Raw genomic sequence first — 22920 nt, forward strand, 5'->3', positions numbered from 1 at the left:
CGGGCCCGGTACTTTTTCAGGCCAGAAAAAAGATCTGGCGCAGCGCACAGCCCACCTGTACCACACAGAACACCATGGCAAGGAGCAATAGCCCCAGATGGATCTTTAAAAAGATATCCAGTCGTTCCCGGCCGGCCACGGGCGGCACGGCGGCCGTTTTAAAACGCAGCCCTTTTCCGGCCAGTAGCAATAACACTATGCTGACTGGAAAAGATTGCAGAAAAATACGTCCTGGATACAAAGTCCACGCCAGTCCGATCAGGATGGAAATCAATGCCAGCACATCGCACAAGAGAAATAGATATTTTCTTTTTTGAAAATTCGCCAGCGATGCAAGCAGCCATCCCTTTTCCTTGCCGAATATGCGCTCCAGAACCAGCCATTGCGAACCTGATGAATCGACAGCTATATGCATTGCAAGATTTTTCTTCAATTGAGCCAGTGACATTATCTTCGCACCAATAGCCACAATATACGCACAGCATATTGCGGCCACGTTACGAGCAGCGGTATATATCAAGCGGGCATGTTCAACCCGCCATTATCTGTCCGCTTATGCCGAACAATAGGAATTATAGGCATACATCACGCCGGCGCCAATCAAGATGCCGCCACCGAGCGCCTGGCCGCCTGGCACGGTAGCCACGCCCGCACCGACAGTGCCGACACCGCCCCAGAAACCTGCCGTGGCGGTATATTCGCTCGACGACATGCTATCCGAACAAAATGCACGACCGCCCGAGATGTCTTGAATTTCCATTTCCGATAAAACTTGCATTCTTACTCCAGTAATTACATCAGCATGGAAAATGTCCATGCGCCACGTCTGCAGAAAACACGATATCGGTAAATAGCATGTCTTCCATCAGATTCGTATTCATCGCATGCGTGAATTACATGCACTGCATCCCTCCGATAAAATTTATTCAAAGAAACATTGCAAACAATATACCATCGCACAAACAATCGCCCAAATAACTTTATTGGCGAAATAAACAATGGCAAAGCGATTATTTTCCTTATGCGAAAATATCATAAGAATATTTGTATTTCGTCTTATTCAAACCGGGGTTTGAAGAGAAGCGCAATCCGCACCATGCGATGGAAATGCGGATGGCGCTGCGGTACAGGCAAAGCCTGGCGTAAGATGGACGGTATCGTCGGCGAGTGCGCCGGCACCACCTTCAAGGGGAATTGCCTATGCCGCATCGTCACCTGCCCATCCGCGCCAGCCTGCTGCTGGCGGCCCTCGTTTTCACGACGCCCGCCTGGAGCGCCGATGCCATCCACAAGGAAACAGTAGAACTGACGGCAGGCAAGGCTGCGCTCAGCGTGAAAGGCAAGATCAAGGGCTATGCCACGGCCGAATACACGCTGGCAGGCAAGGCGGGCCAGACTCTCGGCGTCAAGCTCAAGACCAATCAACCGTCGAATTATTTCAACCTCCGTCAAGCCGGGCAGGAGGATGCCCTGTTCATCGGCTCGAGCGGCGGCAACAGTTATGAGGCAACACTGCCGGCCGATGGCGAGTACACGGTGCAAGTGTATTTGATGCGCAACGCGGCGCGCAGGAATGCCGTGGCCAGCTACAGCCTGGAGATGCGGCTGCGCAATTGAGTCTCCGCGGCCATGACAGCGCAAGAGGCGGGAGCGCCGCCCCTGTCTTATCTGGCCGGATGCGCGGCCTGGCGTCGGGCGGCCACGAGCGATTCCAGCACCAGGCCCGTCATCACGGCCAGGACCGGCATCATGGGCTCACGGTATCGGAAGATCACGTAAAACAGCATGTGAACGCCCGTGTAGCACGCAAGCGCCAGCCAGAGCAGGGCGACCTGCCGATTCCTGAGCCTGGGCATCAGCACAGTCCCGATAGCACCGGCAATCAGGAGCAGGAACTGTATCGCCCACAGCAGACGCACAAGCTTTTCTGCCGGCGACTGGTTGCCTTTTCCCGCATGCAGGGGAGGCGTCCAGAAGTATGCCGCTTTTTTCACCGCCAATGCCAGGAACGCTGCCGGGTGGGCCTTCAACCAAGAAATGGCCTCTTGTTTCAAGGTCTCGGAAGCCTGGACTTCCCCCGTTTTCCGAAGGGCATCCCAGGTGGAGCCGCGTGGTGTTTCCGAGATGGAAATGAACATGCCTGTCGCTGCCGGGTTGTTACCCAAATACAGATTGAAGCCGCCATTGGTGTTCAAGACAGGGGCGCCTATCACTTGCATGTTCCGGAACAGCCATGGGCTGGAAATCACCAGCGCCACGGACAGCGCGAGCATGGCCAGGCTTGCCCGCCGAACCGTCGATGCGGGAGACAGCAGCAACGCCCATGCAAGGACTGCAAGCAGTGACAAGGCGGCATTGCCCGTCAGTGCCAACAGACCGAAGAGTACTCCGCACCCGGCCGCCACGCTCTTCGAGGGCTGGCGTGCCAGTCTCAGCGCACACCACATGACACCCAGCATCAGGGGAATCATCAGGTTTTCCTTCGCCAGGTAGATCCCGTAGATGCCGCCTGGCAGATAGAGCGCCCAGGCAGCCGCGGCGATGAGACGCCCCGACCGGCCTGCGCCAGCCTCTTTGGCCACCAGGTAGCACAGCACGATTGCCGCGCCGCCCAGGCACATGTTCACCAGGCGAACCGCCAGCAGATCGTCGCCAAAGAGAAAAAAGACAGGCGCGAGTATCAACAGGGGATAGCCCACGTTATACATCGCGCGGTTGCCCATGCTGTCGACGATGCCATTCCCGCCAAGCAAGTTAAGCGCCATGCTCCGGTAGGCAAGTTCATCGCCTTCCGGCACATGCTGGAAGCCCGCAATCGCCGCCGCCCTCAGGGCAAGGCCGATGCCGGCGATGATTGCCAGCCACAGCCAATCTCGCTGTTGTTGGGCATCATGCTTGTCCTTCATCAACTCCTCCCCACCAAAAACACCCCCGCACAAATCAGCGCAACGCCCATCACACGGGGCAGGCTGACCTGCTCGCCCAGCAGGCAGGCGATTGGCAGGGTGAGCACGAATCCCAGGCCTGCCAGGGGATAAGCCTTGCTCACTTCCCATTGCGACAGTACGCCTAGCCAGGCCACCGCCCCCAGGCCGTACAGGAGGAATCCCCCCAGCACATACTTGTCCGTGAGGATATGCATGAGGGTCATGAATGACTTGGGCTGCGCCATCATCGCCTGCACCCCGTCACCGGACATGCCGGTCTTCAATGAGAACTGCGCCATGACGGATAGCGCGATGCTCAGGATGGCAATGCAGAACGTGTTCATGGGTAAGTACCCAACACCAGAAAATGCGCCCCCAGCATGACGGCCACCATGGCGCAGACGGTCATGCGGCTGCCGTGGTCCTTGAGGGCGTAAATCACCGGGTCATCGTGCATTTCACCTCGGGAAGTTTTCACCCACAGGCGCGCAAGCCAGTAAATCAATCCCAGGGCGACCAGCCACAGCATCTGCGGGGTGCCGTAGCGCACCTGCGTTTCCGGTGCACTGATGAACAGCCCGAACACCACCACGGCGGAGAGTGCCGCCCCGCCCCCCAGAGGCCACAACACGGCCAGGTCGCTCACCTGGTAATCGCGTCCACGCGTGGCTGCCTTGCCATTTCCTTCCAGGGTGACCAGCTCCGCACAGCGCTTCACGAGGGCGAGGCTGAGGAACATGAAGACCGAGAAAGCCAGCAACCAGGAACTCGTGGCAGTGCCAATGGCAACGGAACCGGCCAGGATGCGCAAGGTATACAGCAAGGACAGCATGAGCACGTCGATCAGCACGTATTCCTTGAGCACCCAGCTATACGCGCTGGTCAGCACCAGGTAAAGCAGGAGCATCAGGAGGAAGGCATTCGACACGGACCAGGCCAGAACGAGGGCCAGGAGCAAGGCCCCCGCAGCCACGACCAGGCCCTTCAGAATCGGCAGGCGGCCGCTGGCAAAAGGGCGAAGCCGCTTGCGGGGGTGCGCCCTGTCGCTTTCCAGGTCCCACAGGTCGTTGACCATGTAGGTGGCGGAAGCCGCCAAGGAGAATGCCAGGAAGGCCACGCCCATGGTGCTCATCTTGCCCAGGTCGAGGAAGGAAAATGCCGTCAGCAGGGGCACGAACAGCAGCAGATTCTTTAACCACTGGTGGACACGCAGGGCTTTGAGCCACACGCCAAGCCCGCCGCTCGCTCCCGGAAACTCGCGTTCGATCGGAACGTGCCGCCGCACGGCTTGGGTCGTATTCCAGGCGACATCCACCAGCACCGCCGCCTCGGCGGCTTGCCAGATGGGAATATCTGCCTTGCTGTCGCCGGCATACACAAAGCATGGCCCGACCTGCTCCCGGATGGCTTGCAGCTTGGCCTTGCCCTTGAGGTTGCGACCGGCCTGCGTCGCCAGCACCTTGTCGAACAGGCCCAGGTGCCCGGCCACGTTGCGGGCGATCGAATGGTGGGCCGCCGTCGCCAGGACAATAATGCGGCCCTTGCGCTTTTCCTCGCGCAGGTAATCCAGCAGGCACGCGCGGTAAGGGAGGTGTTCGCCCGAGATGCCGGCACGCGCCGCAATGGTCTCCTTGAAGCCCGCCCGCCCTCGCATGAGCCAGAACGGCATGCGGAGCACATTGAGCGGGGAGTGCTTCACCACTTGGATGACGGATTCCAGCAGGGTATCGGTTGGCGTCAGCGTGCCGTCAAGATCGACAACCAGGGGCGCTTTGGTCGAAATAGCCACCATTTTCTCCCGATTCTGGTGTGGCATGGCAGATGGAGTGCTGAAAGCAGTGATTAAATTATAGGGGGAGCCACGATGGCGATGACCAACATATATCAAGGAAGAGAGCGGTTATCTGCTTGAGCTGAACGCCCGTAGCACCTGAAAGAGACCTGCAAAAAAAAGAAACCCGCAACAACAAATAAAAACGCCTCGCAAATCCAGGATTTGCGAGGCGTTATGCAGCAATGAGCCGTAGTGCGTCTTAGAACGGAATATCGTCATCCATGTCCGAGAAGTTCGGCGCCGGCTTCGGTGCCGGACGTGGCGCCGGGGCTGGTGCCGGACGCGGGGCCGGTGCCTGGCGTGGGGCCGGGGCTTCGTAGCCGCCGCCACCGCCGTAGCTGTCATCGCCACCGCCGGCGTCGCCGCCCATGCCGGAACGGCCGCCCAGCATTTGCATCTGTTCCGCGATGATGTCGGTTGCGTACTTCTCGACGCCGTCCTTGTCCGTGTATTTACGGGTTTGCAGGCGGCCTTCCACGTAGACGGACGAACCTTTTTTCAGGTACTGGCCGACGATTTCCGCCAGGCGGCCGAAGAACGAGATACGGTGCCACTCTGTCAATTCTTTTTGTTCGCCCGTGTTGCGGTCCTTCGATTTGTACGAAGTGGCCACGGCGATGTTGGCGATCGCGTCGCCGCTAGGCATGTAGCGGATTTCCGGGTCACGGCCCAGATTGCCGACGATGATGACTTTGTTGACTGATGCCATGAATAACTCCTGATGAACTGCAGCGGGAGCCGGTGTCCCGCGCGTTAGTTTAGTGTACTAAACGAGGATTATAAGCGACCACGCGGCGCAAAGCACCCGCTTTCTGGCGGACGCCCTCTCCCGTGCGGCAGCACGTTTTTTTCACGGCAGGTGAAAACAAGAAACTTGAATACTGGTATTATATACAGTGTTTAAACTGTCTGCACGCATCTGTATCAAACTTTGTCAGGGCACGTTCGCCTGGCGGCGCAATCCGCCCGTGGCTGCCTCAGGCATGCAGAGCAAAACCCGGCTATAGTAACAGGTTGACCCGTTGTGGCTCCTCATCTGCACCCAGGCACAATGCGCCGGCCGCACCACTCACTGAAAGCAAGGCAATCACATGGAACAGATCCGCATTCGCGGCGCTCGCACGCATAACCTCAAGAATATCAATCTCGATTTGCCGCGCAATAAGCTGATCGTGATTACCGGCTTGTCCGGCTCCGGCAAGTCTTCGCTGGCCTTCGACACCCTGTACGCAGAAGGCCAGCGCCGCTATGTCGAGTCGCTGTCGGCGTATGCGCGCCAGTTCCTGCAGCTGATGGAAAAACCGGACGTCGACCTGATCGAGGGATTATCTCCCGCCATCTCCATCGAACAGAAGGCAACGTCGCACAACCCGCGCTCGACGGTGGGAACCGTGACGGAAATCCACGATTATTTGCGCCTGCTGTATGCGCGCGTCGGCACGCCCTACTGCCCCGACCACCCGGAAAACGCGCTGGCCGCCCAGTCCGTCTCGCAAATGGTCGACGCCGTACTGGCCATGCCGGAAGACACCAAGCTGATGATCCTGGCGCCCGTCGTCGCCAACCGCAAGGGCGAACACGTGGACCTGTTCGAGCAGATGCAGGCGCAGGGCTTCGTGCGTTTTCGCGTGCAAAGCGGCACGCACGCGGCCAAGATCTATGAAGTCGATGACCTCCCGAAATTAAAGAAAACGGAAAAACACACGATCGACGTCGTCATCGACCGCGTCAAGGTGAACCAGGAGATCAAGCAACGCCTGGCAGAAAGTTTCGAAACGGCCCTGCGCCTGGCCGACGGCCGCGCCATTGCCTACGAAATGGATACGGCCCAGGAACATGTGTACTCCAACAAGTTCGCCTGCAATGTGTGTGGCTATTCCCTGCAGGAACTGGAACCGCGGCTGTTCTCGTTCAACAACCCCATGGGCGCCTGCCCCGAATGCGACGGCCTGGGACATATTGAATTCTTTGACCCGAAACGCATCGTCGCGTTCCCGAACCTGTCGCTCGCCTCGGGCGCCGTCAAGGGCTGGGACCGCCGCAACCAGTTTTACTTCCAGATGCTGTCGAACCTGGCCGCATATTACGAGTTCGACCTGGACATGCCGTTCGAACAGCTGGCACTGAATGCCCAGCAAGCCGTGTTGTACGGTTCCGGCAAGCAAGTGATTCCGTTTACCTATGTCAACGAACGGGGCCGCACCGTCATCAAGGAACACACGTTCGAAGGCGTGGTCAACAATCTGCAGCGCCGCTACCGGGAAACGGACTCGATGGCCGTCAAGGAAGAGCTGGCCAAGTTCATCAATGAAAAATGCTGCCCCTCATGCGATGGCGCGCGCCTGCGCGTGGAAGCGCGCTTCGTCAAGGTCGGCACGGGCAAGCAGCAGCGGGCCATCTATGAAGTGGCGGAAAAACCGCTGCGCGAGACGCTGGAATTCTTTGAAAAGCTGAAACTGACGGGCGCCAAGAAAGAGATCGCCGACCGCGTGGTCAAGGAAATCATTTCGCGCCTGAAATTCCTCAACAATGTGGGCCTCGATTACCTGTCGCTGGACCGCAGCGCCGACACGCTGTCCGGCGGCGAAGCACAACGCATCCGCCTGGCGTCGCAGATCGGCTCCGGTTTGACGGGCGTCATGTATGTGCTCGATGAACCGTCGATCGGCTTGCATCAGCGCGATAATGACCGCTTGATCGAAACCTTGAAACACTTGCGCGACATCGGCAACAGCGTGCTGGTGGTCGAGCATGACGAAGACGCCATCCGCACGGCCGACTATATCGTCGACATGGGCATCGGCGCGGGCGTGCACGGCGGCGAAATCATCGCCGAAGGCACCTTGCCCGAGATTCTGAAGAACAAGAAATCGCTGACGGCGCAGTACCTGAACGGCAAGCTGAAAATCGCCGTGCCGGCCAAGCGCCACGCCAGCAATCCGGAAAAGCAGTTGCTCATTACTGGCGCGACGGGCAACAACCTGAAGAAAGTGTCGCTGAGCTTGCCGGTGGGCTTGATGACGTGCGTCACGGGCGTGTCCGGCTCGGGCAAGTCGTCGCTCGTCAACGATACCTTGTATCCTGCCCTGTCGCGCCATTTGTATGGTTCGCAGACGGAACCGGCGCCGCACGACTCGATCAGCGGACTGGAACACTTCGACAAGGTCATTTCCGTCGACCAGGCGCCGATCGGCCGTACGCCGCGCTCGAATCCCGCCACCTACACGGGCTTGTTTACGCCGATCCGCGACCTGTTCTCCACCGTGCCGACGGCCAAGGAACGCGGTTACAGCGCGGGCCGCTTCTCGTTCAACGTGAAGGGCGGACGTTGCGAAGCGTGCCAGGGCGATGGCGTGATCAAGGTCGAGATGCATTTCTTGCCCGACGTCTACGTGCCATGCGACGTGTGCCACGGCAAGCGCTACAACCGCGAAACGCTGGAAGTGCAATACAAGGGCAAGAACATCACGGAAGTGCTGGGCATGACGGTGGAAGAGGCGCATGAATTCTTCAAGCCGGTCCCCTTGATCGCGCGCAAGCTGCAAACCCTGCTCGACGTGGGCCTGGGCTACATCAAGCTGGGGCAAAGCGCCACCACCCTGTCCGGCGGCGAGGCGCAACGCGTGAAACTGTCGCTGGAATTGTCCAAGCGCGACACGGGCCGTACCTTGTACATCCTCGATGAACCGACGACGGGCTTGCACTTCCACGACATCGACTTGCTGCTGAAAGTCATCCACCGCCTGCGCGACCAGGGCAACACCCTCGTCATCATCGAGCACAACCTGGACGTCATCAAGACGGCCGACTGGATCGTCGACCTGGGTCCCGAAGGGGGCGCCGGCGGCGGCCAGATCATCGCCACGGGCACGCCGGAAGACGTGTCCCTGAATCCGGCCAGCGTGACGGGTAAATACCTGGGGCCGCTGCTCAAGCAATAAGCCGCGCCTCCCGCTCGATCCCCCGGCCAATGATCTTGCCCGGGGGATTTTTCTATGGGAAACTATTTTCTCTGGTCACAGCACCGGCTTTCAGAGAAAACATGCCGCACTTCCCTTCACGTTTATCCAGCTGGGTTCGCCATTGCGTAACCACGTCATGGTTGCTGTCGTCCAGCGTGGCGGTGGCGTGTTCCTGCATGCAGGGGATATCCGGCGAGTTCCTCCATGCGGCACCGGCCGCATCCGGCAAGCCGGCCGTGGTCACGGTGCCTGCCAATGCACGCGGCATCCTGTTTCTTCCAAATCAATCTCCCGATTTCCTGCTCAGGGATCAGGATGGCCATATCCTTGTCGGCCCGCCAGTCCCCCTTTCCACCAAGCGGTTTCGTATTATCGAGCGCGGTACGGGGCGCAAGCTGACACCGGTGGCGGTACGATTGCGCGTGGAAAAACAGGTGGGCGTACAGCCCTATATTTACTATCTGGCCAACCCGGAAATGCAGCAATGCGCCGAAGAGAAGAACGCGTCCATGCCGATATGCCGCAGAGTGAAAGCCATGGAACGGAGCTGGGACAAACCGGAACCGGAGGGGCCGAGCGATGCCGTCAAGCGCTTCGCCATGCAGCAGGGCTTGCGTGAGGTCAGCGAGGAAATCGATGCCTCCTATGGCTTATACAGGATCGAGGCGCGCGAAGGCTTCAAGCCTGGCAAGCTGTACGACATCAGCTATCGCTCTACAGAGCGCAAGCTAACAGCGGTGCTGCGCATGGGCACCACGCCCTTGCGCATCAATGCCCCAGGCCAATTTTCCATTCGCACAGACGGCGCACCGCGGCGTGAGCGTTTGCAGATGGCGCAGGGTGGCACTTGCTCCAGGACCGCCAAGCTGGCCAGCCAGCCCTTGCAACTGGCTTGGCCACCAGCCTACGACGCGTATGAGTCGCTTGTGATGTACTTCATGCGGCACAAATTACATCAGGAAGACAGGCAGCAAACCGCGCCGCCAGGACGCTTTTTTTCATTCCAATACTGGCCGTCCCTGTGTACCAACATCGCCCATGGCAGCAGCTTTCATGGCAATGGCCGCGAACTGGCGGTCGGCGATTGCCAGGCGCCTGCCGCACGCGAGGTCAAGGCCTACGCAGGCGTGCTGGAAGTGGAGGACCGCTTGCATGAGACAGCGCCCCTGTCCGTCACATTTCCAAAGGCAAAGCCGGATGAATGTCCAGCAATGATGGACGAGGTCTATCCGATTTATTTCGTGTCGGCCCAGACAGGCTAGACGCCTCGAACGCGCCATAAAAAACGGCGCGGATTGCTCATGCAATCCGCGCCGTTTCTCTTTTTGCTAGCACCCCAGTCATTGCCGGCGTGTCATTTATCTCACGCCAGTCTTTGCCAGCGTGTTTCTCCCCCACTACAACTCTTCACACCTGACAAGCTTGTCAGGTGCCGCTTGACGCTAACTTACGCACCCAGCCGCTTTTCCAGCGCAGCCTTGTGACCTGCCAATTCCTGCGGCAGATGATACGCGAGTTTTTCAAACAACTCCGTATGCAATTTCAATTCTTCCACCCACGCGGCCTTGTCGATCGAGGTGATGGTGTCGAACTGTTCTTGCGTGAATGGCAAGCCATCCCAGTTCAGGTCGCCATACTGCGGCGTCGTGCCGAACAGGTTTTCCACGCCGCCCGCCTTGCCTTCGATACGCTCCAGCATCCATTTGAGCACGCGCATGTTGTCGCCAAAGCCAGGCCAGACGAATTTGCCAGCCTCGTCCGTACGGAACCAGTTGACGCAATAGATCTTCGGCAGGGCAGCCGGGTTGACCTTGCCCACCTTGACGCCCATGTCCAGCCAGTGCTGGAAGTAATCGCTCATGTTATAGCCGATAAACGGCAACATGGCAAATGGATCGCGGCGCACGACGCCCATCTGGCCCACGGCCGCGGCCGTCGTTTCCGAGCCCATGGTGGCGGCCATGTAGACGCCCTCGACCCAGTTGCGCGCTTCGGTGACCAGCGGCACGGTGGTCGAGCGGCGGCCGCCGAAGATGAAGGCCGAGATCGGCACGCCGGCCGGATCGTCCCAGGCTGCGTCGATCACAGGGTTTTGCGTTGCCGCAACCGTGAAGCGCGCGTTCGGGTGCGCCGCCTTGGTGCCGGACGCTGGCGTCCAGTCCTTGCCCTGCCAGTCGATCAGGTGGCTTGGTGCTTCTTTCGTCAAGCCTTCCCACCAGACGTCGCCATCGTCCGTCAGCGCCACGTTGGTGAAGATCGTGTTGTCGCGCATGGACGCCATGCAGTTGTAATTGGTTTTTTCGTTGGTGCCCGGCGCCACGCCAAAATAACCGGCTTCCGGATTGATGGCGTACAAACGGCCGTCGGCACCCGGCTTGATCCAGGCGATATCGTCGCCGATGGTCGTCACTTTCCAGCCGTTAAAACTTGCCGGCGGAATCAGCATGGCGAAGTTGGTCTTGCCGCAAGCGGACGGGAACGCTGCCGCCACGTAGTGTTTCTTGCCTTCCGGCGATTCCACGCCGAGGATCAGCATGTGTTCGGCCAGCCAGCCCGGGTTGCTGTCCGATGCTTGCGCTTCCTGGTAACCCATGTTCGAAGCGATGCGCAGGGCGAAACATTTCTTGCCCAGCAAGGCGTTGCCGCCGTAACCCGAACCGAAGGACCAGATTTCGCGCGTTTCCGGGAAATGCACGATGTATTTGGTGCTGTTGCACGGCCATTTCACGTCGGCCTGGCCGGCGGCCAGCGGTGCGCCCACGCTGTGTACGCACGGCACGAACTCGCCATCCGTACCCAGCACGTCGTACACGGCACGGCCCATGCGGGTCATGATCTTCATGTTGACGGCGACATAGGGCGAATCGGACAGTTCCACGCCGATGTGCGCGATCGGCGAACCCAGCGGGCCCATCGAGAAGGGCACGACGTACATGGTGCGGCCGCGCATGCAGCCATCGAACAGGCCGTTCAAGGTATGGCGCATTTCGCCGGGCTCGGTCCAGTTATTCGTCGGGCCGGCCGCTTCTTTCGTTGCCGAGCAGATATACGTGCGGTCTTCGACGCGGGCCACGTCGCTCGGATCGGAGCAGGCCAGGTAGGAATTCGGGCGCTTTTGCGCATTCAATTTTTTCATGGTGCCGCTGGCAACCATTTCAGCGCACAAGCGCTCGTACTCTTCTTGCGAACCATCGCACCAGTAAATACGCTCTGGCTTGGTCAGCGCAGCAATGTCGGCCACCCAGTTGATCAGTTTCTGTTGTTTAATATAAGCTGGGACGTTGAGTGCGGCGACGCCACCCATGACGGGCTGATTCATATTACCTCCAATACCAATAAAAGAAATTCTGGTCATTCCGGCAAGACAGGCAGCATCGTTGAGAGGTGGCTGCGGCTCACTGCGGGCGGTGTGCTCACGCGGGCAGGGCTCTGGTGTCGTTTACCTGGATCATGCACCCAGGCTGCAGGAACAGTTTGCGCTATAACTATAATCAGGAAGCTTCAAAAGTGCCGGCGATTGTACACCCGCGTAACGGCTATTCTCGCAAAAATGTAGGAGAATAGCTTGACTAATGTAGTAGGCTATTCAGCATTTCCCGTATCCTGTTATTTCCCTACCAAATCCTCACTAAAATCGGCCATCCACCATGAAAATTGCCATACTCGATGATTACCAGGATGCCGTGCGCGGCCTCGATTGCTTCCAGTTGCTCGATGGCCACGAGGTCAAGGTCTTCAGCAACACGGCGCGGGGCCTGGGCCAGCTGGCGATCCGCCTGGCGCCGTACGACGCGCTGGTGCTGATCCGCGAACGCAGCAGTTTCAACCGCGCCTTGCTGTCGAAATTGCCGAACCTGAAACTGATTTCGCAAACAGGCAAGGTCAGCGGGCACATCGACGTGCCGGCCGCCACCGAGCTGGGCATCGCCATCGCGGAAGGCATCGGCTCGCCCACGGCGCCGGCCGAACTGACGTGGGCGCTGATCATGGCGGCGCAGCGCAAGATCGTGCCATACGCGCAACATTTACAGGAAGGGCTGTGGCAGACATCGTCGCTGGAGCCACAGCGCAATACGCTCGGCATGGTATTGAAAGGGCGCACCCTGGCGATCTGGGGCTACGGCAAGATCGGGCAATTGATCGCCGGCTATGGCCGCGCCTTCGGCATGACCATCCTCGTGTGGGGCAGTGAAGCGAGCCGCGCGGCGGCCGTGGCGGCCGGCGATACGGCGGCCACGTCGCGGGAAGCCTTCTTTGAACAGGCCGACGTCTTGACCCTGCACCTGCGCCTGTCCGATGCGACGCGCGGCCTGGTAACAGCCGAGGACCTGGCGCGCATGAAGCCGACGTCCCTGTTCGTCAACACGAGCCGCGCCGAGCTGGTGATGGAGGGCGCGCTGGAAGCGGCGCTGCCGCAGGGTCGCCCGGGCGCCGCGGCGCTGGACGTATTTACGGACGAGCCGCTGCCGCCAGGCTCGCCATTGCTGCTGCTGCCGAACGTGCTGGCCACGCCACACCTGGGCTACGTCGAGCGTGACAGCTATGAACTGTATTTCCGCTACGCCTTGCAAAACATCGTTGATTTTGCGCAAGGTCAATGCACGCGCCTGCTCAATCCCGAGGCGCTGGCGCATGCGCGGCAAGCTCCTCAGGAACGCTGAAAGCCCTTCAGCAGGTCCGGCTCGCCCGTGATGCGGATGGCGGGCGCGGGCAGCACGTGGCGGCCGCGCCACAGGCCGGCCCAGCCGGGCGGCCAGGCGATGTCCGGTCCGGCGTACGGCGCCACGCCGGCGCGCACGGCGACGACCGGCACGGGCGGCATGTCGGGCAAGGGTTCGCCTGGCGTGCGCTGCATGTCCAGGCTGTACATGTAATGGGGCAATAACGCATCGCAGACGCGGCCAAACCAGTCGCTATGGTCATCGTCGCGTCCCAGCGCTTGCGCCAGGCCCTGCGGGTCGAAACGGGCCAGGGCATCGATCAGTTCGCCCGTGGTGGCGCCCGGCGTATCGCCCCAGCCCATCACGGGATTGACGTTGTAATCGGCGCCCGAACCGTACCAGCCTTCGCGCCAGGGCCGCTGCATCCAGTCGCGCGGCCCCGTAAACAAATGCCAGCGCCAGTGCAGGCCGGACGGCTTGGGCCAGGAATACAGATACAGCTTCTGATAGCCGGCCTGGTGCAGTTCGCGCACCATGGCCATCAGGCGCGCATGCGGCATGCGGTCCGGCGGCGCGCGGCGAAACAGGATCGCTTCGCCATCGGCAAACTGCACGTCGTCGGTCGACAGGTTCAGGTCCAGGGTCCGCGCTTCGCTGCCGAAACGGGCGGCGATCCAGCCCGTCAGCAAATTGACGGACGTGATCACCCCGTAACCGCGGTGGCGGTGAAAAATGACGGTGCCGGGAGCGAGCGCTTTCATACGGAGTCGGGGTGGCAGGCAAACAAAGAAACCAGTGTACTCACAGATGACCAAATTTTCCAGATGCGGCGCGGTAGCGGGGCGCAGGCACGCTGCCCCATCTGCGGCGGCATTCACGCAACGCTGCCAATCCACGCTATCATGCGCGTCATTCTCCACTGACATCGTGACCACATCATGACTTTGCGCATACTCGCCACTGGCGGCACTTTCGACAAACACTACAACGAATTGAACGGTACCCTGGGCTTTTCCGACAGTCATTTGCCGGCAGCGATTGCCCGCGCGCGCATGACGGCGCCCGTGGCGCTGGAGCAATTGCCCCTGCTCGACTCGCTCGACATGCAGGATGCGGACCGCCAGCGCGTGCTGGCCTCGTGCCGCGCGGCACAGGAAAAAGCCATCGTCATCATCCACGGCACCGACACCATGCGCGAAACGGCGCAGGTGCTGGGCGCGGCGAACCTGCAGCAAACGGTCATTTTGACGGGCGCCATGATTCCCTACGAAATCGACAACTCCGACGCCCTGTTCAACCTGGGCTTTGCCTGCGGCGTGGCGCAAACCTTGCCAGCCGGCGTGTACGTGGCCATGAATGGCCAGATCTTCGCCTGGGACAATGTGCAAAAGAACCGCGCCGCCGGCGTGTTCCAGCCCTTGTAAGCCGATGGCAGGACAGGGGGTAAAAGCAGACCGGCCCACGGCCTGACTGGCCCTCTGTCACAATTCGACCAGCCCGTTTTCAACGGGCTTTTTTTATGTTTTTTTGCCTTTCACAAATTCTGCGAAACCACAGAATTCGTCGAATTATTGCAGGTAAAACATCAAATTGCCAATATAATAATTTTGTGTTGTAAAAAAACGCCATTGATCATTTTTAAAAACACCGATATTATTAAATATAAAACTGCAATTTAACAATTAAATTAAATATTCTTCTGTATCCATAATTTATTGCCAAATCCGACACGGTTGATATGCATTTTTTCTTGCTGAGACGACATAATGTTCGCCTCGACAAGTCAAAAGTGCATTTATAACAATATTGCGCTAAGTAGTCTTCCACCTCCCACCGACGTGGTTCCGCCTACCGTACACGAGCACCGCTGGCCATCTACCCGATGGCCAGAGCGGTGCTCGTGTACTGCTTGTCGTTATTAAAACTACTACGGAGTAATTGTTACAATGGCATTTAAAGAAAAAATTGGCGTGCGCAGCGTACGCCTGGCCCTGACCGTTCTGGCAGGTAGCGTCTTGTTCTCTGGCCAATCCATGGCGGACGAAGCAATTCAAAAAGTTGAAATTACCGGTTCGAGTATCAAGCGTATCGCTGTCGAAGGCGCCTTGCCTGTGCAGCGCCTGACGCAAGAAGCGATCGCCAAATCGGGCGCCACTTCGGTAGCCGACCTGATCCAGGCCCTGCCAGCCATGCAAGGCTTCACCATCGGCGCAGTCGCAGCAGGTTCCGACTCGGGTGGCAATACCAGTGCTTCGCTGCACGGTATCGGCGAGTCCTACACCCTGGTACTGCTGAATGGCCGCCGCATCGCGCCACAAGGCTCCGGCACCACGGTCAACCTGAACGCCATTCCGATGAGCGCCGTTGAGCGCGTCGAAATCCTGACCGACGGCGCTTCGGCCCTGTACGGCTCGGATGCCATCGCCGGCGTACTGAACTTCATCCTGAAGAAAAACCAGCAAGGCGCCACCCTGGAAGCCACCTACGGCGGTCCGGAAGACAAGGGCGGCAACGCCTGGAACACCAGCGTCACCTATGGTTTCGGCGACCTGGACGAAGACCGTTTCAACGTGCTGGTATCGTACCGCCACGATGAGCAGTCGAAACTGATCGCGACCGACCGCGATTTCGCCAATACCTCTTTCCTGAAATTCAAACGCGGCGGCAACAACTACATCTGGGACCGCACCAGCACCTCGGCATCGCCAGCAGGCGCCACCGTAGCCTACAAAACGAAGAACAGCGCATCGACTTCCTTCACGCCTTACTTGCGTCAAAACGGAAATTGCCCTGACGATTCCTTCGTCACGACCGGCAATTCACGCGCTTGCGGCTTCGACACGGGTTCCACCGTGGAAATCGTGCCACAATCGAAACGCGACAGCCTGTTTTCCAAAGCAACGTACAAGCTCAATGACAGCCTGAACGCGTTCGCCGAACTGGCCTACTCGCGCTACGACCTGACGGCGCGTATCGCCGCCAACCCGATCCCCATCTCGATCGCGCAAACGGTAAAGAACCCTAAAACCAACCTTGACGAGCTGGTGTTCAACAATCCAGCTGCCTACGCGAAATACGTGCAACCTTACCTGACGCCAGCGCAACAGGGCGATCTCAAATCGGTCACGGCCAACTACCGCAGCACCGACTTCGGTTTGCGCGCAAGCCAGACCATTACCCAAACCAAACACATGGTGGTTGGCGTGGAAGGCGAACTGGGCGCGTGGAACTTCGAAAGCGGCCTGACCTGGTCGCAAAACTCGATCGACGAGCGTTACACGGGCGGCTACGCGACAAATCAGGGCTTCAATGCGATCCTGGCCAATCCGGATTTCGATGCGTTCGCGTTGGGCCAAAAGCCATCCGTGCAAGCGCAAGTCGCCGGCGCGCAGTTCGTCGGCTCCGTGCGTACCGCATCGACCACGATGCGCGGCGTCGACACGCACGGTTCGCGTGAACTGTTCTCCTTGCCAGGCGGCAAGGCCAGCCTGGGTATCGGCGGCGACTACCGCACCTACCGCTATGAGCAGTCCCCAGGCGCCACCGGTGACGATATCTACAGCTTCAACACGAAAGCTTCCTACGACATGAGCCGCGACACCTACGGCGCGTTCGTCGAGTTGCTGGCTCCTCTGACCAAGTCGTTCGAAATGACCGTCGGTGGCCGTTACGATGCTGTCAAGGCGATCGATGACAAGCTGAACAGCAAAACAGTCGGTAAAAAAGACAGCGCCAATACCTACAAGGTATCGGCACGCTGGCAGCCGGTACAAACCGTGCTGATCCGCGGCTCCTACGGCACGGGCTTCAAGGCGCCAAGCATGCTGGACATCGCTCAGCCACTGGTCAATGCCGGCTTTACCGCCAAGAAATTTACCTGCCCATACCCAGGTACCGAGTTCTGCCGCGGCGAACCAATTCAATACAACGCCGTATCGGAAGGCAATCCAGAACTGCAATCGGAAAAATCGAAACAGTTCACCCTGGGCTTCCGTGTTGAGCCTAGCTCGGCCTTCTCGTTCGGCGCCGACCTGTGGGATGTGAAACTGCGCAATGCCGTCTCGGAAATCACCGAAGATCAGGCATTTGGCGATCCGGTCAAGTATGCGACAAGCTTCGATTACTACAGGGAGCCATCGACCGGCAATATGTACTACGCGTTCAAGAAACTGTCGGTCAACGTCGGCAAGAAGGAATACCGTGGTATCGACTGGGATCTGTCGGCCAACCACAAGTTTTCCTTCGGTAAGCTGACTGCTCAATTGAGCGGTACGCACATGTTGCACGCGAACTACACCAAGGCAGGCAGCAACAACGTGTTCACCAGCAACATGAACTTCTTCGGCGACACCAACGAAGTCACGTTCCGCAACCTGATGAAGCTGACGACGACCCTGGATACGGGCCGCCTGAGCAACACGGTAACGGTCAACTACCGTAACGGCTATACCGATGCGGCAGCAAGCGTGTACAACGAGGACACCAAAACCAAAATAGACGACTTCCGCCTGCAAGTACCGTCGTACACGACGTTCGACTGGCAAGCACGTTTCGCCTTTGACAAGCAAACCACGATCCGCGCAGGCATCAAAAACCTGTTCGACCGTGCACCGCCGCTGTCGCTGCGCGCTTCGTCGGGCCACCAGGTTGGTTTCGACCCACGCTACGCCGATCCAATGATGCGTTCGTTCTACATCACCGGCAACTACAAGTTCTAATTTGACGTTGTGAATTAGCTTGTCCGAAAGCGCCTTGCACTTCACCGTGCAAGGCGCTTTTTTTATCTTTTCGCAATCCACAGGCGAAAAAAAAAGGAGCCGCAGCTCCTTTTTCGTACCGGCATGACTGCGCTTATGCAGTCGCTTCGCCGCCCAGGGCTTCGACCACGTCGGCCATCAGCTTGCTCAGTTCGCCCGTCATCAGCATCACGTCGCCGTCGAAACGCTCTTCGTCGTTCTTCGTGCTCGATTCCGTTTCCTTGATCACGTCCAGCGGCTTGACGCTCTTGATGGCCAGCGATTCCGTCAGCACGAACGAAATCTTGTCGTTCCACGTCATGGCTAGGCGCGTGCACTGCTTGCCGGCCGCGATGTGGCGGCGCACGTCGTCCGCTTCCAGGGTGTGGCGCACGTAGCGCACGGTGGCCTTGCTCTCGCCCGTGGCGCGCAATTCCGTATCCATGTCGACCGTGAAGCCGGCCGGCGCATCGTCCGCCTGCAGCCATTCCGTCATCACCGCCACGGGCGAGCGCTGCACGCGCAGGCTTTCCAGCGGCAATTTATCCACGGCCTTGAGCAGCAGCTTGATGACTTCATCGGCTTTCGCCGGGCTGGCGGCATCGACCACCAGCCAGCCATTGACGGGGTCGATCCACGTCCAGACGTTACTGCGGATGCTGAAGGCGCGCGGCAGCAGCTCGTCGGCCACGCGTTCCTTCAATTCTTTCATGGCTTTCTTGCCAGGCGCAAAGCCTTGCGCTTCTTCCATCTCGGCGGCGCGGGCCTTGGCCACCTGGTTGATGACGGTCGCTGGCAGCAATTTCTTTTCCGTGCCCAGCAAGATCAGCATCTGCTTGTTGACCACGTGGACCAGACCGCCGTTCGGGCGTGGCGTATCCCAGCCCTGGCGCATCAGATCCATGCTGGTCGCCGGCGTAAATTTGTTCGAGGACAAGGCCTCTTCCAGTTGTTCTGGCGTATAGACCCATGGTGCGGGCAGGCGGTAAATCTGAAGATTCTTGAACCACATAGTTTTTGTCTTCCGTTTGTTTCAGTAGTGCCAGGGGAACGCCATTCTACACTTTCGACACGGGAATGCCGTCAAAAGCGCGGACTGGCGCGGTGTTGTTGATGCGTGGGGAATGCCGCTACAGGGCGGGAAACAGCTCCGCCTGGGCTGGCGCCTGCCGCATCACGATGGCCGGATCGGACAAGGTCGAGATGCGCACGCCCAGCAGGCGGATTTTCTTTTCAAATGGCACGCGCCGCAAGCAATCGCGGCTGGCCCGCAGGATGGCGGCGGCGTCCGCCGTGGCGCTGGGCAAGGTGATGTCGCGCGTGACGGTGCTGAAATCCTCGAAACGCAGCTTGATGCCCACCGTGCGCCCCGCCAGCGACTGCTTGTCCAGGTCGCCCGCCACGCGCGTGCACAGGCTTTCCAGCTTTTCCGACAGCGTGGCGCGGTCGCGCACCACCTGCAAGTCGCGCTCGAACGTCGTTTCGCGGCTGACGGACTTGGTTTCCCGGCTCGTCTGCACGGGCCGCTCGTCGATGCCCAGCGCCGCCTGGCGCAGCCAGCCCGTGTACAGGTCGCCAAACTGCGTGCGCAGCATGGCCAGGTCGGCTTGCGCCAGCTCGCCGATGGTGATGATGCCCAAGGCTTCCAGCTTGGCCGTCGCCTTCGGGCCGATGCCGTTGATCTTTTTCGCCGGCAAGGGCCACACGCGCGTGGCGATATCCTCGGGCGACAAAATGGTGAGTCCGTCGGGTTTTTCCAGGTCGGAACAGATTTTCGCCAGCAATTTGTTGGGCGCCAGGCCAATCGAGCACGACAGGCCCGTCGCCTCGAACACGGCCGCCTTCAGGCGCGCTGCCATGGCCGGCGCCTGCTCGCCATGTTCCGTCAGGTCGACATAGATTTCATCGATGCCCACGTTCTGGATGATGGGGCACAACTGAGCCACGGCTTGCTTGAAGCGGGCCGAATACTCGCGGTAGGCCTCGAAATCGGCCGGCAGCAGGATGCTGTCGGGCGCCAGCCTGGCCGCCTTCATGATGCCCATGGCGGAAAACACGCCAAACGCGCGCGCCGCGTAGGTCGACGTGGTAACGACGCCGCGCCCCACGTAATCGCGCATGCGCGCAAATTGCCGCGTGCCATCAATCTGCAGCACGGGCTGCTGCAGGCGCCCGCCGCCGATGACGACGGCTTCGCCGCGCAATTCCGGATATTTCAACAGTTCCACGGAAGCGAAGAAGGCGTCCATGTCCAGGTGGGCGATCCAGCGGCGCGCGGCGGGTGCTTCGGCAAGTGTGGGGGCAGATGGAATCAAAAAACACCTCGCGGCGGATCGGCTTGCCTTCATTGCGGCAAGATACTGTGCATGCATACAGTATTACCGGAAATGACCGCGGATGCAAGTTGAAACGCACGGGACCCGATGGCGACGATCAGCGGTTGCTTTTCTCAATAGCAAGATTACAATCCTGACACAACTATTCAAAGGAGTTGCCTTGTCCACAGCACATCATGCTTCGCGCCGCCGGTCCGTCTGGTCATCCATCCTGCCGGCCCTGCTACTGTCCACGCTGGCGCCATCCGCGCTGGCCGCCGACGCCACCACCACCATCGCCACGGCCGTCGCCCCCGTCGCCGCCAAGACAGCCTGGCAGGAAACGCGCCACGGCACGGTCGTCACGGACGACTACCGCTGGCTGCAAAAGAAAGCCGATCCTGCCGTGATCGACTACCTGAATGCGGAAAACGCCTACACGGCAGCCGTCACGGCGCCGATCCAGCCGCTGGCCGACAAGGTAACGGCGGAAGTCAAGGGACGCATGCAGGAAGTGGACTTGTCCGTGCCTGCGCGCCAGGGCAATTTCTACTATTACACGCGCATGGAAGCGGGCAAGCAATATCCGATTCACTGCCGCCGCCCCGTCGGCGCCAGCGGCGCCTATGATGCGCAGGCGGCAGAGGAAGTCTTGCTGGATCAGAATCAATTGGCCGAAGGCCACAAATTCTTTGCCGTGCGCGCCTTCAGCGTCAGCCCGAATGAACAGTTGCTGGCCTACACCACCGACACGACGGGTTTCCGCCAGTACGAGCTGCATGTCAAGGATTTGAAAACGGGCAAGTTGCTGGGCGACAGCATGCCGCGCGTGACATCGCTGGCCTGGGCGGCGGATAACGCCACCCTGATGCTGGCGCAGGAAGATGCCACCACCAAGCGCTCGGACCGCTTGTTCCGCCTGGCCCTGGGCGGTGCGCCGCAACAGGTCTACCACGAGCCTGTGGAGCAGTTCGCCATCAACGTGGGCCGCACGCGCGACAAGCAATTCTTCGTGCTCACCTCGGGCAGCACGGACACGAGCGAAGTGCTGCTGCTGCCAACGAGCAAGCCGCAAGGCACGTTCCAATCCGTGCTGAAACGTGAAAAAGGCCACCGCTACGGCATCGAGCACCGCGACGGCCAGCTGTATATTCTGACCAACAAGGGGGCGAAGAATTTCCGTGTCGTCAGCGCGCCATTCTCCGCGCCGCAGCCGAAGAACTGGAAGCCCGTCGTGCCGCACAACAAGGATGCCGTGATCCAGTCCATCGACGTCTTCCAGGGCTACCTGGTGGTGATGGAAAAGGCGCGCGCCCTGAACCGCGCCCGCATCTTTGATTTTGCGCAAAAGAACTGGAAGGCGGTGCAGTTCGACGACCCCGTCTACCTGGCCACGGCGGCCGGCACGCCGGAGTTTTCCGCCACGCAATTTCGCATGTCCTACCAGTCGCCCGTCACGCCGCCCACCGTCATCGACGTCAGCATGCAGGACGGCAAGCGCACGGTGCTGAAGCAGCAGGAAATCGTCGGCGGCTTCGACAGCAGCCGCTACACCACGCAGCGCTTGTGGGTGAAGGCGCGCGATGGCGTGCAAGTGCCGCTGTGGGTCGTCTACAAGAAAGGCGTCAAGCTCGACGGTTCAGCGCCGCTGCTGCTGTACTCGTACGGCTCCTACGGTATTTCCACGGAAGCCACTTTTTCCATCAGCCGCATCAGCCTGCTGGAACGGGGTGTCATCTATGCGCAAGCGCATATCCGCGGCGGCACCGACATGGGCGAAGCCTGGCATGAAGACGGCATGTTGATGAAGAAGAAAAACACCTTCAATGACTTCATCGACAGCGCCGACTACCTGGTGCGCGAAAAATGGACCAGCCCGAACCGCCTCATCATCCAGGGCGGCAGCGCGGGCGGCTTGCTGATGGGCGCCGTCGTCAACATGCGCCCCGACCTGTTCCACGCCGTGCACGCGGCCGTACCGTTTGTCGACGTGATGAACACCATGATGGACGCCAGCCTGCCCCTGACGACGGGCGAGTACCTGGAATGGGGCGACCCGAACCAGAAGGCCGCGTACGACTACATGCTCAGCTACTCGCCGTACGACAACATTGCGCGCAAGAACTATCCCGCCATGCTGGTGACGACGGGTCTGAACGACAGCCAGGTCATGTACTGGGAACCGGCAAAATATGTGGCCAAGCTGCGCGCCTATAAAACGGACGGCAATCCCCTGCTGCTGAAAACGAATATGGGTGCCGGCCACGGCGGCGCGTCGGGCCGCTATAACGCCATCGCCGAGAATGCGTTCAATATGGCGTGGATGCTGTCGCAATGGGGCATCACGGAATAGGAGCCCTGAGAAAAAGCCCATGGCAGCGTTACATTGCCTCGCCGTACTATCCGTACTGTCTTCGGCAATGCGCCTTGCCCTGCACTTTTTTCAGATGCTCCCAACCGCATTCGGGCAATAATCTGAAAAAAG

The 22920-nt window shown here is 59.6% G+C and carries 17 protein-coding genes; 7 read left to right on the forward strand and 10 right to left on the reverse strand.

From position 1 onward, the window contains the following. Nucleotides 1-16 precede the first annotated feature (16 nt). Together OX460_RS27130 and OX460_RS27135 are read right to left on the reverse strand one after the other, a co-directional pair. Nucleotides 17-448: a hypothetical protein gene (locus OX460_RS27130; protein ID WP_289900519.1), complete on the reverse strand. Its 432-nt coding sequence runs from the start codon at nt 446-448 to the stop codon at nt 17-19. Between the two features lie 105 nt (nt 449-553). Further along, nucleotides 554-817, reverse strand: coding sequence for a hypothetical protein (locus OX460_RS27135; protein WP_289900520.1), 264 nt, complete (start codon nt 815-817; stop codon nt 554-556). Between the two features lie 383 nt (nt 818-1200). Between OX460_RS27135 and OX460_RS27140 the strand changes: the two genes are divergently transcribed. After that, entirely contained in the window at nt 1201-1617 is a 417-nt protein-coding gene (locus tag OX460_RS27140; protein ID WP_289900521.1) for a hypothetical protein, read from the forward strand. Between the two features lie 47 nt (nt 1618-1664). On the opposite strand, the gene OX460_RS27145 is transcribed toward OX460_RS27140, so the two are convergent. From OX460_RS27145 to ssb, 4 genes are all read right to left on the reverse strand, one after another. Beyond that, nucleotides 1665-2906 (reverse strand): glycosyltransferase family 39 protein, encoded by a 1242-nt coding sequence (locus tag OX460_RS27145; protein WP_289900522.1) that lies wholly within the window; start codon nt 2904-2906, stop codon nt 1665-1667. After that, nucleotides 2906-3271, reverse strand: coding sequence for a hypothetical protein (locus tag OX460_RS27150; protein ID WP_077398178.1), 366 nt, complete (start codon nt 3269-3271; stop codon nt 2906-2908). The genes OX460_RS27145 and OX460_RS27150 overlap by 1 nt, the downstream gene beginning before the upstream one ends. Then, nucleotides 3268-4719 carry a UbiA family prenyltransferase gene (locus OX460_RS27155; RefSeq protein WP_289900574.1) on the reverse strand — a complete coding sequence of 484 codons (1452 nt, stop codon included), beginning with the start codon at nt 4717-4719 and terminating at the stop codon, nt 3268-3270. The genes OX460_RS27150 and OX460_RS27155 overlap by 4 nt, the downstream gene beginning before the upstream one ends. 241 nt (nt 4720-4960) lie before the next feature. Then, the gene (ssb, locus tag OX460_RS27160) at nt 4961-5470 is read right to left on the reverse strand and encodes a single-stranded DNA-binding protein (protein ID WP_034781209.1); all 510 of its coding nucleotides are present in this window, start codon (nt 5468-5470) and stop codon (nt 4961-4963) included. A gap of 382 nt (nt 5471-5852) precedes the next feature. Between ssb and uvrA the strand changes: the two genes are divergently transcribed. Next, the gene (gene uvrA, locus OX460_RS27165; RefSeq protein WP_289900523.1) at nt 5853-8702 is read left to right on the forward strand and encodes an excinuclease ABC subunit UvrA; all 2850 of its coding nucleotides are present in this window, start codon (nt 5853-5855) and stop codon (nt 8700-8702) included. A 101-nt stretch (nt 8703-8803) separates the two neighbouring features. After that, the gene (locus tag OX460_RS27170) at nt 8804-9985 is read left to right on the forward strand and encodes a hypothetical protein (RefSeq protein WP_289900524.1); all 1182 of its coding nucleotides are present in this window, start codon (nt 8804-8806) and stop codon (nt 9983-9985) included. Between the two features lie 185 nt (nt 9986-10170). Here the strand turns inward: OX460_RS27170 and OX460_RS27175 are convergent, their stop codons facing one another. After that, nucleotides 10171-12042: a phosphoenolpyruvate carboxykinase (GTP) gene (locus OX460_RS27175; protein WP_251351699.1), complete on the reverse strand. Its 1872-nt coding sequence runs from the start codon at nt 12040-12042 to the stop codon at nt 10171-10173. A gap of 328 nt (nt 12043-12370) precedes the next feature. Between OX460_RS27175 and OX460_RS27180 the strand changes: the two genes are divergently transcribed. Next, nucleotides 12371-13384 (forward strand): D-2-hydroxyacid dehydrogenase family protein, encoded by a 1014-nt coding sequence (locus OX460_RS27180; RefSeq protein WP_289900525.1) that lies wholly within the window; start codon nt 12371-12373, stop codon nt 13382-13384. Here the strand turns inward: OX460_RS27180 and OX460_RS27185 are convergent. Further along, complete coding sequence (locus OX460_RS27185; RefSeq protein WP_099666115.1) at nt 13372-14145, reverse strand: L-asparaginase; 774 nt, start codon at nt 14143-14145, stop codon at nt 13372-13374. The genes OX460_RS27180 and OX460_RS27185 overlap by 13 nt on opposite strands. 177 nt (nt 14146-14322) lie before the next feature. Here OX460_RS27185 and OX460_RS27190 point away from each other — a divergent pair, with 177 nt between their 5' ends. Together OX460_RS27190 and OX460_RS27195 are read left to right on the forward strand one after the other, a co-directional pair. Next, the gene (locus tag OX460_RS27190) at nt 14323-14808 is read left to right on the forward strand and encodes an asparaginase domain-containing protein (RefSeq protein WP_034781194.1); all 486 of its coding nucleotides are present in this window, start codon (nt 14323-14325) and stop codon (nt 14806-14808) included. 609 nt (nt 14809-15417) lie between these two features. Next, complete coding sequence (locus OX460_RS27195) at nt 15418-18102, forward strand: TonB-dependent receptor (RefSeq protein WP_289900526.1); 2685 nt, start codon at nt 15418-15420, stop codon at nt 18100-18102. A 133-nt stretch (nt 18103-18235) separates the two neighbouring features. Here the strand turns inward: OX460_RS27195 and OX460_RS27200 are convergent, their stop codons facing one another. After that, the gene (locus OX460_RS27200; RefSeq protein ID WP_289900527.1) at nt 18236-19132 is read right to left on the reverse strand and encodes a recombination-associated protein RdgC; all 897 of its coding nucleotides are present in this window, start codon (nt 19130-19132) and stop codon (nt 18236-18238) included. Between the two features lie 118 nt (nt 19133-19250). Continuing rightward, entirely contained in the window at nt 19251-20435 is a 1185-nt protein-coding gene (dinB, locus tag OX460_RS27205) for a DNA polymerase IV (RefSeq protein WP_257218814.1), read from the reverse strand. 181 nt (nt 20436-20616) lie between these two features. Between dinB and OX460_RS27210 the strand changes: the two genes are divergently transcribed. Then, on the forward strand, nt 20617-22788 hold the full coding sequence (locus tag OX460_RS27210) for a S9 family peptidase (protein ID WP_289900528.1): 2172 nt from the start codon (nt 20617-20619) through the stop codon (nt 22786-22788). Nucleotides 22789-22920: the final 132 nt, after the last annotated feature.

The sequence above is a fragment of the Janthinobacterium sp. SUN033 genome, from assembly GCF_030397595.1.
GTDB classification, from domain to species: domain Bacteria; phylum Pseudomonadota; class Gammaproteobacteria; order Burkholderiales; family Burkholderiaceae_D; genus Janthinobacterium; species Janthinobacterium kumbetense.

Excerpts from the sequence above, each read along its gene's own strand:
- OX460_RS27130 (WP_289900519.1), bottom strand. The coding sequence starts at position 448 with ATGTCACTGGCTCAATTGAAGAAAAATCTTGCAATGCATATAGCTGTC.
- OX460_RS27135 (WP_289900520.1), bottom strand. The coding sequence starts at position 817 with ATGGACATTTTCCATGCTGATGTAATTACTGGAGTAAGAATGCAAGTT.
- OX460_RS27140 (WP_289900521.1), top strand. The coding sequence starts at position 1,201 with ATGCCGCATCGTCACCTGCCCATCCGCGCCAGCCTGCTGCTGGCGGCC.
- OX460_RS27145 (WP_289900522.1), bottom strand. The coding sequence starts at position 2,906 with ATGAAGGACAAGCATGATGCCCAACAACAGCGAGATTGGCTGTGGCTG.
- OX460_RS27150 (WP_077398178.1), bottom strand. The coding sequence starts at position 3,271 with ATGAACACGTTCTGCATTGCCATCCTGAGCATCGCGCTATCCGTCATG.
- OX460_RS27155 (WP_289900574.1), bottom strand. The coding sequence starts at position 4,719 with ATGGTGGCTATTTCGACCAAAGCGCCCCTGGTTGTCGATCTTGACGGC.
- ssb (WP_034781209.1), bottom strand. The coding sequence starts at position 5,470 with ATGGCATCAGTCAACAAAGTCATCATCGTCGGCAATCTGGGCCGTGAC.
- uvrA (WP_289900523.1), top strand. The coding sequence starts at position 5,853 with ATGGAACAGATCCGCATTCGCGGCGCTCGCACGCATAACCTCAAGAAT.
- OX460_RS27170 (WP_289900524.1), top strand. The coding sequence starts at position 8,804 with ATGCCGCACTTCCCTTCACGTTTATCCAGCTGGGTTCGCCATTGCGTA.
- OX460_RS27175 (WP_251351699.1), bottom strand. The coding sequence starts at position 12,042 with ATGAATCAGCCCGTCATGGGTGGCGTCGCCGCACTCAACGTCCCAGCT.
- OX460_RS27180 (WP_289900525.1), top strand. The coding sequence starts at position 12,371 with ATGAAAATTGCCATACTCGATGATTACCAGGATGCCGTGCGCGGCCTC.
- OX460_RS27185 (WP_099666115.1), bottom strand. The coding sequence starts at position 14,145 with ATGAAAGCGCTCGCTCCCGGCACCGTCATTTTTCACCGCCACCGCGGT.
- OX460_RS27190 (WP_034781194.1), top strand. The coding sequence starts at position 14,323 with ATGACTTTGCGCATACTCGCCACTGGCGGCACTTTCGACAAACACTAC.
- OX460_RS27195 (WP_289900526.1), top strand. The coding sequence starts at position 15,418 with ATGGCGGACGAAGCAATTCAAAAAGTTGAAATTACCGGTTCGAGTATC.
- OX460_RS27200 (WP_289900527.1), bottom strand. The coding sequence starts at position 19,132 with ATGTGGTTCAAGAATCTTCAGATTTACCGCCTGCCCGCACCATGGGTC.